Origin of the sequence: Intestinimonas sp. MSJ-38, assembly GCF_018917925.1 — a bacterium.
Taxonomy (GTDB): domain Bacteria; phylum Bacillota; class Clostridia; order Oscillospirales; family Butyricicoccaceae; genus Pseudobutyricicoccus.
On the sequence record NZ_JAHLPO010000020.1, the window covers coordinates 1 to 14,480 of the forward strand.

Sequence of the window (14,480 nt, forward strand, 5' to 3'; positions counted from 1 at the left end):
CTACAACCATTCTCTTGAACTCCGGCGTATATCGTTTGTTTGATACTCCTTTTGGCATAGCAAAACACCCCACTTGTTAGATAGTATATCATACTGTCTAACAAATGGGGTGCAGTTCATTTTCCGGCCGGGGTTTTTTGTATGAGAGAGGGGAAGGGGGCATACACTTCTTTTGAGGTGATGGGATGAAAATGCTGTGGGCATTGCTCTTTGTGTGGGTGGTGGGAAGCGCCTCCCATTTCTTTTACGGATGGTCGGGAGAAAATCCCCTGGTGGGACTGCTGTTTGCCAGCAGTGAAAGCGTATGGGAGCACAGCAAGCTGGGATTCTGGCCGCTGTGTCTGGCGATTCTGTGGTTGGGAAAGGGAGCGGGGGCAAATTGGGCCACATTGGCCTGGGCCATGGCCTGCGGCACATTGTTTTATCTGGTGCATCAGATCGGGGCATTTTATGCCTATACCAGCGCCCTGGGCATTACAAGCTGCCTGCCGGTGGATATCCTGATCTATCTGCTGGCTTCGGCCGGAGGTTTGTGGATGGGATATCGGCTCCTGAGCCAGCCCCGGCCTTTGTGGCAGGGGGCCTTGGGAGTGGGGATTCTGTGCTTTCTGGCCCTTTCCCTTGTGGTGTTTACCAGGGAAAGCCCCGCTCTGCCTCTGTTCTGGGACCTGGCAAAAAAATAAAGGCCCCCATGGGCCTTTATTTCAGACTGTCGAAAAACCTATATAACGAAAAGGGTCGTCCGCCCTACCCCTATCAATCCGCAAAAAGCCACGACCTGTGCGTGGCTTTTTGCACTTCTCAAGGGCGGGGCGCCCCGCTGGTCCGGTGGCCGGACGGCCATACTTTCTTTGCCTTTCTGCATCGGACCTGCCCAGCGCGGGAGCGCAGTATGGGAGCGGAGGCACTCCGCCAGCCCCTTGCAAAAACTCGAAAAAGTGGCCTAAGCCACTTTTTCGACACGCTCAAATAAAGGCCCTCATGGGCCTTTATTTTGGGTTCCAGCAGTCCCAACAGGGCCAGGAGCAAGCCGATAGCGGCCAGAGCGATGGATAAATAAAAAAATGGCATCAGCCCCACATAAGAAAGCCGCCAAAGAGCCAGGGAGCGGGCAGAATCATTGGTCAATTCGGTAGACAGCGTCCCGGCCAGAAGCAAAGCGACGCTGAGAAAACCGGAAGCAAACAACACCGAACCGAAGATCACTTTTTTCATCCAAGGCACCTCCTGAAAGAATGGGGAGTCAATTGTTGTGTTTTTGTTCCTCTTTTTCCTTTTCCAGCTGTTCCAGGCCCCGGCAGAGCAAAGAAAAACAGTTTCCACAGCATTCTCAGGCGGAGGTCTTTCGCAGTCTGATTCGCCTGGGCCTGGGGGAGTATTCCCAGAAGAAGGAGGGAGAAGGCGGCAAGGAATTGACTTAATACTGTAAAACAGTGTATAATGTCTCTGATTATGGAGGAAATGCGATGGCAGAGATCACAGTCAATCAACTGAACAAATATTACAGCGATTTTCACCTTCTGGAGAACATTTCCTTTGAGCTGTACTCCGGCCAGCGGGTGGGCATCGTAGGCCCCAATGGCTGCGGCAAAACCACCCTGTTCAACATTCTCATGGGTAAAGAGGGCTACGACACCGGCGAAGTGAACATCCGGGATGGGGCCCGGATCGCCCTTTTGGATCAGCTGCCGGAATATTCGCCCGAGGTCACCGTGCGTCAGGTGCTCATGCAGGCCTTTGAGGATATCCTGAATATGGGGGAAAAGCTGCGGCAGCTGGAAGGGCGCATGGCCGAAGGCACAGCCACTCCTCAGGAGCTGGATCAGTATGCCCGGCTGCAAACCGCCTTTGAGACCGCCGGAGGCTATGAGCTGGAGGTCAAATACAACCGGATGACAAACGGCCTGGACATTCCTCCCGAGATGCAGGAACGGTCCTTCATGAGCTTGTCCGGCGGGGAAAAGACAAGAGTCAACCTGGCCCGGGTCATTTTGATGGAAACCGACATCCTGCTTCTGGACGAGCCCACCAACCACCTGGATCTCCATTCCATTGAGTGGCTGGAGGAATACCTCAATTCCTTCAAGGGGGCCGTGCTCATCATCTCCCACGACCGGTATTTCCTCGACCGGGTGGCCCAGAAGATTTTTGAGATCCAGGAGGGAAAACTGACGGTTTATCCCGGCAATTATAGCTATTATGTGGATAAAAAGCAGGAGCTGATGGAGCAGCTGGAAGCCGCCAAACGCCGCCAGGACAAGGAGATTGCCCGCCTCAGCTTTACCGTGGAGCGGATGAAGGGCTGGGGCATGGGCAATGCCAAGCTGATGAAGCGGGCCTTTGCCATGGAGCGCCGTCTCCAGCGGATCGAGCGGGTCAAGACCATTCGCCAGGAACACAAGATGAAAAACCGCTTCAAAGAAGCGGGCCGTTCGGGGGACGAGGTCTATCAGCTCTCCGGCCTGCAGGCGGGTTATGATCATCCCTTCCACCAGCCCTTGGACAAGATCATCCTCCGGGGCGAACGAGTGGCGGTGATCGGGGACAATGGCTGCGGTAAAACCACTCTGGTCAGCACTCTTCTGGGCAAGCTGCCTCCCTTTGCCGGCCGAATCTACGAAGGGGCCGGGCTGCGGGTGGGGTACCTGCCCCAGGTGGTAGAGTTTGCCCATCCGGAGCGGAACATCCTGGATACCATGCTCTATGAGACCAACCTGGATGTGCAGGACAGCCGGGACCGGCTGGCGGCCTATGGCTTTCAGGGGGAGACGGTGTTCAAGGAAGTGTCGGTGCTCTCCGGCGGGGAAAAGGCCCGGCTGAAGCTGTGCATCTTTATGAACAGTGAGATCAATACCCTGTTTCTGGACGAACCGACCAACCACCTGGATATCCTCACTAAAGAATGGATCGAGGATGCTATCGACGATTTCAGCGAAACCATGATTTTCGTTTCCCATGACCGGTATTTCATCAACCGGTTTGCCACTCGGATCTGGGCCTTTGAAAATGGAGAGATCCAGGATTATATCGGCACCTATGAGGAATACCAGCAGGCCAAGAAGCGGCAGCAGGCCCAGATGCAGAGCATGATCCCGGAAAAAACAGAAAAGCCGGAGAAGGCGGAGAAAAAGGAAAAGAGCCGCAGCGGAGGAAAAGAGACCCGGGAAAGCCGGAAAATGCGCCGGGAAGTGGAAAAGCGCATCGGGGCCTTGGAAAAACGGCTGGAAGAGCTGGAAAGGGAAATGGAAGAGTGCGGCAGCGACCATGTGCGCCTGGCCGCTTTGTATGAGGAAAAGGAAGAGGCGGAAAACGAGCTTCTGGAGCTTTATGAAAAGCAGGAGGAGCTTGCGCTTTTGGCGGAGGAATAAACCATGTTGCAGATTGAGCATTTTACCAAAGAATATGGCAACAAAATCGCGGTGAACGATTTGTCACTGGAGATTCGCTCCGGGGAGATCTTCGGGTTCATCGGCCACAACGGAGCCGGAAAAACCACCACCATCAAGGCGGTGGCCGGCATTTTGCCCTTTCAGAAGGGAGAGATCCGGGTGGACGGCATTTCGGTGCGGGAAAACCCTCTGGAATGCAAAAAACGGATGGCTTATATTCCAGACAATCCGGATCTGTATGAGTTTTTGTCAGGGATTCAGTATCTGAATTTTATCGCTGACATTTTCCAAGTTCCCAAACGGGAGCGGGAAGAGCGGATCGGTAAATACGGAGATCTGTTCGGTCTCACCGGGGATCTGGGCAGTACAGTGAGCACCTATTCCCACGGCATGAAGCAGAAGCTGGCCCTGATCGGTGCGCTGATTCATGAGCCCAAGCTGCTTTTGATGGATGAGCCCTTTGTGGGGCTGGACCCCAAGGCCGCCCACGATCTGAAGATGATCATGGCGGATATCTGCCAAAAGGGCGGCGCTATCTTCTTTTCCACCCATGTTCTGGAAGTGGCGGAAAAGCTGTGCCACAAGGTGGCCATCATCAAAGAAGGCAAGCTGGCCGCCTGCGGTACCATGGAAGAAGTGAAAGGGGACGAATCCCTGGAACAGGTATTTTTGGAGCTGGTGGACGATGAGAAATCTTAAAATATTGCTGGCCATCAAGCTGAGAGGGGCGCTGCATGCCCCCGGGCGTCGGGGAAAGAAAGCCTCTTTGGGTCGGAAGATCCTCATGGGTTTCTTGTTCCTTTATGTGGTGGGAGTGATGATGGCCCTGTTCGGCGCCATGACCGCCGGTCTGGTGTCCAGCCTGGAGCCTTTGGGCTTGTCCTGGATGGCACTGGCCGTGGGGGCTTTTTCTTCCGCTGCTCTTTGCTTTATTCTCACGGTGTTCAGCATGCAGTCCCAGATCTTCCAGGCCAAAGACGGGGATCTGCTGCTGTCTTTGCCGGTGACGCCGTTGCAGATTGCCGCCAGCCGTCTGCTCAGTCTGCTGGTGTTGGAATATGCCTATAACGCCTTGGTGATGATCCCCACGGTGGGCGTCTATTGTTATCTTGTGCGGCCGGGACTGTCCTTCTATCCCATGCTTCTGGTGCTTCTTCTGGCCCTGCCGCTGCTTCCTCTGTCCCTGGCCGGGGCCGTGGGGTATCTGCTGGCTCAGGTGGGACGGCTTTTGGGCCGGGGCAAGAACATCATCATGCTGGTGCTCACCGCCGCCGCCTTTCTGGTCTATCTTTATTTCTGTATGAATCTCAACAGCTATATCGCCCTGCTGATTCAGCGGGGGGAGGAGCTGTCCCATGTGTTCCGCAAGGCCATGCCGCCCTTTTATCATTTTGCCATTGCCTTGGAGCAAGGATCTCTTTCTTCCTTTCTTCAGGCGGTGCTGTGGGGAGTTTTGCCGGCCGGCGTATTTCTGTGGCTGGTGCAAAAGGGATTTTTGGATCTGCGGAGCACATCGGGCGTCAAGGCGGTTTATCGGAAGAAGCCTTTGCGGGTCAGCCGTCCCTGGATGGCGGTGTGCCGCAAAGAGGGCGCCCGGCTTTTGTCCATGCCCACCTATCTGTTTAACTGCGGCATCGGCGCTTTGCTGATGGTGGCCATGGCGGCGATGGTGGCCTGGAAGGGCACCGACGCTTTGCAGGCGATGGGGGCGGTTCCCCAGATCCGGGAACTGATCGCCCCGGCGCTGATGGCGGCGATGTGCTTCTGTGCCGCCACTACCTGCACCACATCCCCCAGCATTTCTCTGGAAGGGGACCGGCTGTGGGTGCTGCGCAGCAGCCCTCTGTCTCCCCGGGATGTGTTCTTAGGGAAGCTGGCAGTCAACATGATCCTGCTTCTGCCCGCTGTGGCGATCAGTGTGATCATTCTGGCCTTTTCCGCAGGGCTTTCGCCCTTGGATCTGGTGCTGCTTTTCCTGCTGCCCAGTTTGCTGGGGCTGCTGATTGCCTTGTTTGGCCTGTATGCCAATCTGCTGTGGCCCCGGTTGGATTACACCAGCGAAAACGCCGTGGTGAAGCAGAGCGCCAGCGTGATGGCGGCCAGCTTTGGCGGTATGGGGGCCGTACTGGCGTTGGGTCTTTGCTATTGGTTCCTGGCCCGGAAGGTGATGAGCTACCACATTTATTGTTTTTGTGCTTTGGCGCTGTTGGCATTTGGATGCATCCTGCTTTGGCGGCTCCTTCTGACAAAAGGCGCGAAAGAGTACGAACAGCTTTGAAAAATAGATCTCTTTTTGAGTTGACAAAGCGGGAAAACAGGACTATGCTAAAAAAGAAAACAAAATAACGAAACCGTTGAAGCGGAGATAACGGCAATGATGCCTTTACAGAGAGCCTGGGGAGCTGAGAGCCGGGTGAGAAACAAGTTGTCAAATGGACCGCTGAGGGCGCAGTCAAATGGGACCGATCTGTTCCAGAGTATTCTGCGACGGGAAGGCATCCGTCAGTTGCCGGGGATATGTTGGTATCCTGCAAAGTGCATAGGGTCTCCTATGAATCAAGGTGGCACCGCGGATAAGATTTTTATTCGCCCTTGACAGAACATCACTCTGTCAAGGGCGTTTTTTCGTTCCTTTGGCAGAAAACACAGAAAAAGGAGCGATGGAAATGAGCAAAATCATTTTGACGGGGGACAGACCCACTGGCCGGCTGCATTTGGGCCACTATGTAGGCTCTCTGCACCGGCGGGTGATCCTTCAGAATTCCGGGGACTATGACAAGATCTTTATCATGATCGCCGACGCCCAGGCGCTGACAGACAATTTTGACGATCCGGAAAAAATCCGGCAGAACATCATTGAAGTGGCGCTGGACTATTTGTCCGCCGGACTGGACCCTCGGGTTTCCACTTTGTTCGTGCAGTCCCAGATCCCAGAACTGACCGAACTGACATTTTACTATTTGAATCTGGTCAGTGTTTCGCGGCTTTATCGCAACCCTACGGTAAAGGCCGAGATTCAGCTGCGGAATTTTGAAGCCAATATACCGGCAGGTTTTCTCTGTTATCCAGTGAGTCAGGCGGCGGACATTACCGCTTTCCACGCCACCGATGTGCCGGTGGGACAGGATCAGCTGCCCATGCTGGAGCAGACGCGGGAAATCGTGCGCCGGTTTAATGCCATCTATCAGCCCGTCCTCACAGAGCCCGAGGCTCTTTTGGAGGAAAACAGCGTTTATCAGCGGCTGCCGGGCACCGATGGCAAGGCCAAGATGAGCAAATCCCTGGGCAACTGTATCTACCTGGCCGATCCGCCCCAGGTGGTGGAGGAAAAGATCATGAATATGTACACCGATCCCTTGCATGTGAAAGTATCGGACCCGGGACATATTGAGGGCAATACTGTCTTTACCTATCTGGATGCTTTTTGCCGTCCAGAGCATTTTCCGGAATTTCTGCCGGAGTATGAGAGCCTGGAGCAGCTGAAAGATCATTATCAGAAAGGCGGGCTGGGCGATGTGAAGATCAAACGGTTCCTCAACCGGATCTTGCAGCAGGAGCTGGAGCCCATCCGCCGACGGCGGAAGGAATACGAAAAGGATATCGGGGCGGTGTATCAGATTTTGAAAGAGGGTAGCCAGAAGGCACGGAACACCGCCGGGGCCACGGTGGATCAGGTGAAGCGGGCCATGCGGATCGACTATTTTCAGGATGAGGGACTGATCAAAGCCCATATGGATAAATATGAAAACGGAAACCGCTGATAAAAAAGAAAGAGCCGCTTCTGTGTGAAGTGACGACTCTTTCTTCAGTCTGTCGAGAAACCTATATAACGAAAAAGATCCCTTCATCGATCCACAAAAAGCCGCGACCTGTGCGTGGCTTTTTGCACCTATCAAGGGGCCAGTGTGCGCCGAAGGCGTGCATGCAGCCCCTTGCAAAAACTCGAAAAAGTGGCCTAAGCCACTTTTTCGACACGCGCAGCAAGAGCCGCCCCGAAGGGCGGCTCTTGCTTTTGAAAAGAGAGGTATAAAGAGGGAATGGACAGGGTCTTTCACAGGGAAAGACCCTGTCGGGAGAAAGCGATAGGTTAGGGCTGCACAGTGGTGTCGTCCGTGGCAGAGGAAGAATCACTGTGCAGCGAGGAATCACCGGTGTCGTTGGTGCCGGTGGTATCCGAGCTGGAGTCATCCGTCAGATCGGATGAGCTGTCATCGCTCAGAGAGCCTGTGCTGTCATCTGCATCGTTGAGATCATCGGATACCGTGCCGGAGGAATCATCATCGGTATCGGTGATGCTGGAGGAATCGGTGCCTTCGGTATTGTCGGAGACATTGCCGGACACATCGCTGGTATCACTGGTTTGGCTGGAGGTGTCCTGGGTGTCGTCCTTGCTGGAACAGGCCGCTGCCGACAAAAGCAGTGCGGAAGCCATCAGCAAGGCTAAAAAAGGATGAAAGAATTGTTACATAAAAAGAAGGCGGTACAAACCGCCTTCTTTCGCCCGGTTAGTTTTTCTGGGCGCTGTCGGTGTTGCTTTCGGTGGCCTGTTTGCCTTCCTTGATGGAATTATCTACCACATCTTTCCCGTCGTCCAGAATGTCCTTGCCTTCGTCCACCATATCGTTGCCGGCGTCTTTCAGGTCATCGCCTGCATCCTTCAGATCGTTCTTGGTGTTGTTCTTGTCGTCCTGGACCGAATCCTGAGTGGTGTCGTTGCCGGTGTTGGTGTCGTTTTTGCTGGAACAGGCCGAGGCCATCATCAGCATGGCGCAGGCCATCAGCAGCGCAAGCAGCTTCTTTTTCATAAAAGCATTGATCCTTTCTTTCGCGGCCTGGCCGCGTTATTTCTGGTTTTCCATCACCCAGTGCATCTCTTCTCGAACGCTTTGCTCATCGGGGAGAGGCGCGTGGGTGAGGGGACGCACCCGATCTTTTCGCATTCCTGCAGATGTGCAGACCGTTTTCACCGGGACCTTTTTGGCCCCATTGGTACGCTGTTTTTTATTCATGTGGAAAACCTCCTTTGCAGGCAGTTGTATTTTCTCCGAAAATGCGTATACTATTCCTGCACTCATGGGAGATCGATGGTTGGAATGATTGTATTTTGCCCGGGAAAAACCCCGCTATGCAGAGAGAAAGTTTTATTTGACAAGGCCGCTTTCTGTTGGTATAATTATCTCGTAATATTCTGGAATGAACGATCGTCTCACATTTTTTTGTAAGTCATTGTCCTGCTCCTGATGATTTGCAAAAGGGTGTGAGATTTTTTTTACACCGGAATTATTCAAACAGAAATGGGAGGTACCTATCATGACCGGTACAGTAAAATGGTTCAACGACGAAAAGGGCTACGGCTTCCTGTCCTGCGACGAGGGCGGCGAGGATGTGTTTGTGCATTTCTCCGCTATCCAGGTCGAAGGCTTCCGCACTCTGAAGGAAGGCCAGAAGGTGAGCTTTGATGTGGAGCCCGATCCCAAGAACAGCGAGAAGCTGCGGGCTGCCAATGTGGTAGTGCTCTAAGAGCCATGAAAAAGGGCCGTTGCGGAAGAAATTCTGCGGCGGCCTTTTTGTCATACCGCTGGAAAACCGTCGGGAGGGAAAAGGATGACTGAAACTAAAATTTTGTTGGTAGATGCATTGTCCCTTCCCCTGGCCGCCCAGGTGCATGCCCAGGCCTGGCGGCAGTCCCATCGGGACTTCTGTTCCCCGGAATTTGTGGAGATGCACACGGCAGAACGCCAGAAGGAATATCTGAGGCAGAAGCAGAGAGAGGGATGCCGCCTGTATTTGTTGTGGGCGCCCCCTCCGGCAGGGGTGGTGGCGGTGTCCCCCAAAGGGGTGATCCAAGACCTGTATGTGCTGCCGCAAATGCAGAACAGGGGCTTGGGAACCGCATTGCTCCGCTTTGCCGCAGAGCAGTGCGGACAGCAGGCCTTTTTGTGGATACTGGAAAACAATCAGGGGGCCAGACGGCTTTATCTGCGCAACGGTTTTCGGGAGACAGGCCGTGTGGAGAATGGGGGCAGGCTGGCCCAAATCGAACTGTCTCTCTCCCGCCCCTTCCCTTGGCAGAAAAAAGGAGATGCAGAAGGTGGAGGCGCTCCCGGGGAAAAAGGGTAAAATCTTTGGAAAAGCAGGGCAGAGAGAGGGAGGCTCCCCCTTGCAAGCAGGCGGGCTTTCGTCTATAATTTAAGGTAGCTTCCGGTCATGGAGAAAGCCGGAGCCTGGAAGGAGATAGGGAAAATGGGAAAAACCAATGTGCGTATGCTGGTCATCGCTTCGGTGTTTACCGCTATGATATTGCTCACGGTGATGTTCCCCTTCCTGCGCATCCTCAACGAGTATGCCCATATCGGCGATGGGGTGATTTACCTGGCCTGCGTCATCCTCCCCGCGCCCTATGCCATTCTGGCGGCTTCTGCCGGGGCTGCGCTGGCCGATATTTTCCTGGGCGCCATGCTGCCCTGGGCCCCCATGTCCCTTGTGATCAAAGGACTGATGGCCTATGTGATGTGCCGTCTGGCCGGAGGAAAAGAAGCCAGTCCCTGGCGGATCGTGCTGGGACTGCTGCTGGCTTCGTTCATCAATGTGGCCGGGTATTTTCTGGGAAGCTGGCTGGTGTACGGCCTGGGGGCCGCGGCAGCGGGAATTCCTCTCAATCTGATCCAATCCGCCGTGGCGGCCGCCCTCTACCTGGCCTTGCAGAAGCTGGTGCGCCGCACAGCCGGAAAATATGTGAAATAATCATGGAGATAAAGGGAAAAGAAAAGTATGCTTGAAAAGCTGGAACTTGTGGAAAAACGATTTGGCGAGCTGGAAGAAGCGCTGGCCCAGGGAGATCTGTATGCCGATCCGGAAAAGGCGGCTCGTCTGTTGAAAGAGCAGAAGGAGTTGACACCGGTGGTGGAGGCCTATCGGGCCTATCGCCGTACCCAGAAAGACATGGAGGATGCCCAGGAGCTGATGCACAGCGAAGAGGGAGAGATGCGGGAGCTGGCCCAGGCGGAGTTTGAAGAGAGCAAAGACCGTCTGGAAGAGCTGGAACAGCAGATCCGCCTGCTCCTTTTGCCCAAAGATGAAAACGACGATAAGAATGTCATCGTGGAGATCCGCGGCGGCGTGGGCGGAGAGGAAGCGGCGCTGTTTGCCCATTCGCTCTTCCGGATGTATTCCATGTACGCCGAACGGAAGCGTTATACGGTGGAAGTGCTCAGCAGCAATGAGACCGAGCTGGGGGGCATCAAGGAAATCAGCTTTGAGGTGCGGGGCGCAGGCGCCTTTTCCCGCTTCAAGTTTGAAAGCGGCACCCATCGGGTGCAGCGGGTGCCGGAGACCGAGTCCTCCGGGCGCATCCATACCTCGGCGGCCACCGTGGCCGTTCTGCCCGAAGCCGAAGAGGTGGAAGTGCAGATCGATCCCGGTGATCTGCAGATCGATACCTACCGTTCCGGCGGCGCCGGCGGTCAGCATGTGAACAAGACCGAGTCGGCCATCCGCATTACCCACATCCCCACCGGGCTGGTGGTGGAATGCCAGGACGAGCGCAGCCAGCACAAAAACCGGGACAGAGCCATGAAGATTCTGCGCACCAAGCTGTATGAGATGCAGCAGCAGGCTCTGGACAAGGAGCGGGCCAGCGAGCGGCGCAGCCAGGTTGGTTCCGGTGACCGGAGCGAGCGGGTGCGCACATACAACTATCCCCAGGGCCGGGTCACCGATCACCGCATCGGCCTGACCCTCCACCGGCTGGACGCCGTGCTGGACGGGGATCTGGACGAGATCATCGACGCTCTCATCGCCGCCGATCAGGCGGAAAAGCTGCGGGCGGGGACAGAAGAATAAAGAACCAGTGATGAAAGAGACAGAGCCGGCATAGAATAAAGGAAGTGCATCGAATGAATATTTGGCATGACATCGACCCCAGCAGCATCAAACCCGAAAAGTTCATGGCAGTGATCGAGATCCCGGCAGGCGGCAAGAAAAAGTACGAGCTGGATAAGCGCACCGGCCTGTTGCGTCTGGATCGGATCCTTTATACCTCCACCCACTACCCGGCCAACTACGGCTTTATCCCCCGCACCTATGCCGATGATGGCGACCCGTTGGATGTGCTGGTGCTGTGCAGCGAGACATTGGACCCGCTGGTGGAAGTAGAGTGCTACCCCATCGGGGTGGTGCGCATGGTGGACGGGGAGGAATATGACGACAAGATCATCGCCATCCCCCTGGAGGACCCCACCTGGAATTACTATCAGGATGTGAACCAGCTTCCTCCCCATATCCTCAATGAAATCGCCAATTTCTTTGAGGTGTATAAGAGTCTGGAACATAAAAACACCACTTTGAGCAACACTCTGGGCCGGGAAGCGGCTTTGCAGATCATTCGGGAGACTTTGTATACCTACGAGTGTCATTTTTGCGGAAGAATGGAATAAAATCCACTATCGGGGCCAGCGGAAGGAGTCAAAACATGATGGAAACACTGCTTTTGAAGGCAAATGAACAGGAAGATGTGCAGCGGGCGGGGGAGATCCTCCGTCGGGGAGGCATTGTGGCCATCCCCACCGAAACAGTTTATGGCCTGGCCGCCGACGCTACCAGCGGGCAGGCGGTGAGCAAAATTTTTGAAGCCAAAGGCCGGCCCCAGGACAATCCTCTCATCGTGCATATCGCCTCTTTGGAGGATCTGCCGCCTCTGGTGGAGCAGGTGCCGCCCATGGCGGAAAAGCTGGCCCAGGCTTTCTGGCCCGGCCCCTTGACCATGGTGTTTCGCAAAAGCCCCCGGGTGCCTCAGGAGATCACCGCCGGGCTGGAGACAGTGGCCATCCGGATGCCTCAGCATCCGGCGGCCCGGGATGTAATCCGGGCGGCCGGTGTGCCTCTGGCGGCTCCTTCGGCCAACCGCTCGGGAAAACCCAGCCCCACTACGGCTGCCCATGTGATGGAAGACATGAAAGGCCGGATCGAAGCGGTGCTGGATGGAGGCGAGTGCTCGGTGGGCGTGGAGTCCACCGTGGTGGATATGACCGGGGATGTGCCCCGGATTCTCCGTCCCGGCGCCATCACCCAGAAACAGCTGAAGCGGGTGCTGGGGAAGAATGTGGAGATCGACGAAGCGGTGTTCCACGAGGTGGCCCCCGGCCAGCCGGTGCGCTCCCCTGGGATGAAATACCGTCACTATGCGCCCAAGGCGCCGGTGCTGCTCTTTGTGGGTGCGCCCGATGTGACCGCCCGGGCCATCGAGCAGGAGATGCAGCCTCATGACGCGGTGCTGTGCTTTGACGAATACCATGATTTCTATGACGATGAAAAGGGCCCTGTGCGCACCTATGGCCCCTCCTGCGACAAACAAGCCCAGGGCCAGCAGCTTTTTGCTGCCCTGCGGGATCTGGATGCCACTTCCTGTCAGCGGATTCTGGCCCAGGCCCCCCGTCCCTTTGGGGAAGGGTTGGCGGTGAGCAACCGTATCCACAAAGCGGCAGGTTTTCAGGTAGTGCGCCCGGCCAAGGCTCAGGTGGTGGGCATCACCGGCACCTCGGGCAGCGGCAAGAGCAGTGTGGGCGCTTGCCTCCAGCAGATGGGCTGGCAGATCATCGACGCCGATCAGGTGTATCATCAGCTGCTCAAACTGGATCGGAACCTGACCCGCACGGTGCTCAATCAGTTCCCTGCTGTGGCTGGCCCCGATGGCACAGTGGACCGGAAGGCCCTCAGCCGCATTGTGTTTGAAGACCGAATGGAGCTGCGCCGGCTCAATGCCATCACCCATCCGGCGGTAAAGCGGGAGATCCGCCGCCGCATCCGAGTGCTTACCAGTCAGGGCTGCCGCCGCATTGGTCTGGATGTGCCTTTGCTGTATGAAAGCGGCCTGGACCATGTGTGCGATTTTGTCATCGGTGTGGTGGCTCCCGAACCGGCTCTCACCGAGCGGATCGTCCGTCGGGACGGTATCAGCCCCGAACAGGCCCGCATCCGTCTGGCCTCCCAGCCGGATCGGCAGTTCTATGAGGCCCTGTGCGATATCCTCATTGAAAACGATGGGGATGAGGAGGCTCTTTGCCGGAATCTGAAGGAGAGTCTGCCTCAGATGGAAGAAGCCGAGAAAAAATAAGTGTATAGTTTGACAGCCCCTGGGCACACTGAGCCCAGGGGTGTTTTTTTGAACAAAAAAGAGTATAGCATCAAAAACCATCAGCAAGGGGAAGAGCAGGAGGGAAAGGTGCCGGAAGAACAGATGGACGCCATCCGTCAGATCGGCTCTCTCACTTTGGAAAGCGACAAAAAGAAGTCGTCTATCCACTGTCTTACCATTGTGGGGCAGGTGGAGGGGCATATGATCCTGCCGCCCCAGAATAAGACCACCAAATATGAGCATGTGATGCCTCAGTTGGCGGCCATCGAAGAAAGCGATGAGATCGACGGGCTGTTGATCCTGCTCAACACAGTGGGAGGGGATGTGGAGGCCGGGCTGGCCATTGCCGAGCTGATCGCCGGCATGAAAAAGCCCACCGTTTCCCTGGTGTTGGGAGGTGGTCACTCCATCGGGGTGCCCCTGGCCGTTTCGGCCCAGAAGAGCTTTATCGCGCCCACTGCCTCCATGACGGTGCATCCGGTGCGGCTCAGCGGCACGGTGATCGGTGTGCCCCAGACCATGACCTATTTCGAAAAGATCCAGGATCGGATCGTGGATTTTGTGGTGGAAAACAGCCATGTGTCCGCGGAGGATTTCCGCAAGCTGATGATGAAAATCGGAGAGCTGACCACCGATGTGGGCAGCGTGGTCTATGGCAAAGACGCGGTGGACATCGGTCTCATCGACAGCCTGGGAAGTCTCAGCGATGCATTGGAATGTCTCCATGCCATGATCGACGAGGAAAAAGGGAGGGAAACCGATGCTGCACACCATCATTCCGGAGGATCAGATCTTCACCAGTGAGTATACGGAGCCTCAGCAGGCCCAATATGGAGGGGCCATGGCGGAGATCCATGTGGACCAGTATGGCCGGCCACGTCTGGGCAGGCTCTATACCACCGATCTCAATGCCTATCTTTCTCTTTCCCAGCTGGAAATTCAATAAAAATTCCCGTCTG

The 14,480-nt window shown here is 55.6% G+C and carries 17 protein-coding genes; 13 read left to right on the plus strand and 4 right to left on the minus strand.

The window, feature by feature from the left end; all coding sequences use genetic code 11:
* The first annotated feature begins 185 nt into the window (after positions 1–185).
* Positions 186–683: a DUF6512 family protein gene (locus tag KQI26_RS11460; RefSeq protein ID WP_216504523.1), complete on the plus strand. Its 498-nt coding sequence runs from the start codon at positions 186–188 to the stop codon at positions 681–683.
* A gap of 118 nt (positions 684–801) precedes the next feature.
* Here the strand turns inward: KQI26_RS11460 and KQI26_RS11465 are convergent, their stop codons facing one another.
* Complete coding sequence (locus KQI26_RS11465; RefSeq protein WP_216504524.1) at positions 802–1,215, minus strand: hypothetical protein; 414 nt, start codon at positions 1,213–1,215, stop codon at positions 802–804.
* 251 nt (positions 1,216–1,466) lie between these two features.
* Here KQI26_RS11465 and abc-f point away from each other — a divergent pair, with 251 nt between their 5' ends.
* From abc-f to trpS, 4 genes are all read left to right on the plus strand, one after another.
* On the plus strand, positions 1,467–3,368 hold the full coding sequence (gene abc-f, locus KQI26_RS11470; protein ID WP_216504525.1) for a ribosomal protection-like ABC-F family protein: 1,902 nt from the start codon (positions 1,467–1,469) through the stop codon (positions 3,366–3,368).
* 3 nt (positions 3,369–3,371) lie between these two features.
* Entirely contained in the window at positions 3,372–4,088 is a 717-nt protein-coding gene (locus tag KQI26_RS11475; protein WP_216504526.1) for an ABC transporter ATP-binding protein, read from the plus strand.
* Positions 4,075–5,667 carry a hypothetical protein gene (locus tag KQI26_RS11480; protein WP_216504527.1) on the plus strand — a complete coding sequence of 531 codons (1,593 nt, stop codon included), beginning with the start codon at positions 4,075–4,077 and terminating at the stop codon, positions 5,665–5,667. The genes KQI26_RS11475 and KQI26_RS11480 overlap by 14 nt, the downstream gene beginning before the upstream one ends.
* 388 nt (positions 5,668–6,055) lie before the next feature.
* A complete protein-coding gene (gene trpS / locus KQI26_RS11485; RefSeq protein WP_216504528.1) occupies positions 6,056–7,150 on the plus strand; it encodes a tryptophan--tRNA ligase in 1,095 nt (364 codons plus the stop codon).
* A 326-nt stretch (positions 7,151–7,476) separates the two neighbouring features.
* On the opposite strand, the gene KQI26_RS11490 is transcribed toward trpS, so the two are convergent.
* From KQI26_RS11490 to KQI26_RS11500, 3 genes are all read right to left on the minus strand, one after another.
* Positions 7,477–7,821, minus strand: coding sequence for a hypothetical protein (locus tag KQI26_RS11490; RefSeq protein ID WP_216504529.1), 345 nt, complete (start codon positions 7,819–7,821; stop codon positions 7,477–7,479).
* A 73-nt stretch (positions 7,822–7,894) separates the two neighbouring features.
* Positions 7,895–8,194, minus strand: coding sequence for a YtxH domain-containing protein (locus KQI26_RS11495; protein ID WP_216504530.1), 300 nt, complete (start codon positions 8,192–8,194; stop codon positions 7,895–7,897).
* 36 nt (positions 8,195–8,230) lie between these two features.
* On the minus strand, positions 8,231–8,398 hold the full coding sequence (locus tag KQI26_RS11500) for a hypothetical protein (RefSeq protein WP_216504531.1): 168 nt from the start codon (positions 8,396–8,398) through the stop codon (positions 8,231–8,233).
* Between the two features lie 298 nt (positions 8,399–8,696).
* Between KQI26_RS11500 and KQI26_RS11505 the strand changes: the two genes are divergently transcribed.
* From KQI26_RS11505 to KQI26_RS11540, 8 genes are all read left to right on the plus strand, one after another.
* Positions 8,697–8,909 (plus strand): cold-shock protein, encoded by a 213-nt coding sequence (locus KQI26_RS11505; protein ID WP_118747283.1) that lies wholly within the window; start codon positions 8,697–8,699, stop codon positions 8,907–8,909.
* Between the two features lie 84 nt (positions 8,910–8,993).
* Positions 8,994–9,509, plus strand: coding sequence for an N-acetyltransferase (locus KQI26_RS11510; protein ID WP_216504532.1), 516 nt, complete (start codon positions 8,994–8,996; stop codon positions 9,507–9,509).
* Between the two features lie 123 nt (positions 9,510–9,632).
* Positions 9,633–10,133: an ECF transporter S component gene (locus tag KQI26_RS11515; protein WP_216504533.1), complete on the plus strand. Its 501-nt coding sequence runs from the start codon at positions 9,633–9,635 to the stop codon at positions 10,131–10,133.
* A gap of 27 nt (positions 10,134–10,160) precedes the next feature.
* Positions 10,161–11,231, plus strand: a complete 1,071-nt coding sequence (gene prfA / locus KQI26_RS11520; RefSeq protein ID WP_216504534.1) for a peptide chain release factor 1 — start codon at positions 10,161–10,163, stop codon at positions 11,229–11,231.
* Positions 11,232–11,284: 53 nt separating this feature from the next.
* Positions 11,285–11,824 (plus strand): inorganic diphosphatase, encoded by a 540-nt coding sequence (locus tag KQI26_RS11525; RefSeq protein ID WP_216504535.1) that lies wholly within the window; start codon positions 11,285–11,287, stop codon positions 11,822–11,824.
* Between the two features lie 35 nt (positions 11,825–11,859).
* Positions 11,860–13,500, plus strand: coding sequence for an L-threonylcarbamoyladenylate synthase (locus KQI26_RS15785; protein ID WP_118747278.1), 1,641 nt, complete (start codon positions 11,860–11,862; stop codon positions 13,498–13,500).
* A 123-nt stretch (positions 13,501–13,623) separates the two neighbouring features.
* A complete protein-coding gene (locus KQI26_RS11535; RefSeq protein ID WP_216504559.1) occupies positions 13,624–14,325 on the plus strand; it encodes a ClpP family protease in 702 nt (233 codons plus the stop codon).
* The gene (locus KQI26_RS11540; protein ID WP_216504536.1) at positions 14,282–14,467 is read left to right on the plus strand and encodes a YlzJ-like family protein; all 186 of its coding nucleotides are present in this window, start codon (positions 14,282–14,284) and stop codon (positions 14,465–14,467) included. The genes KQI26_RS11535 and KQI26_RS11540 overlap by 44 nt, the downstream gene beginning before the upstream one ends.
* Positions 14,468–14,480 lie beyond the last annotated feature (13 nt).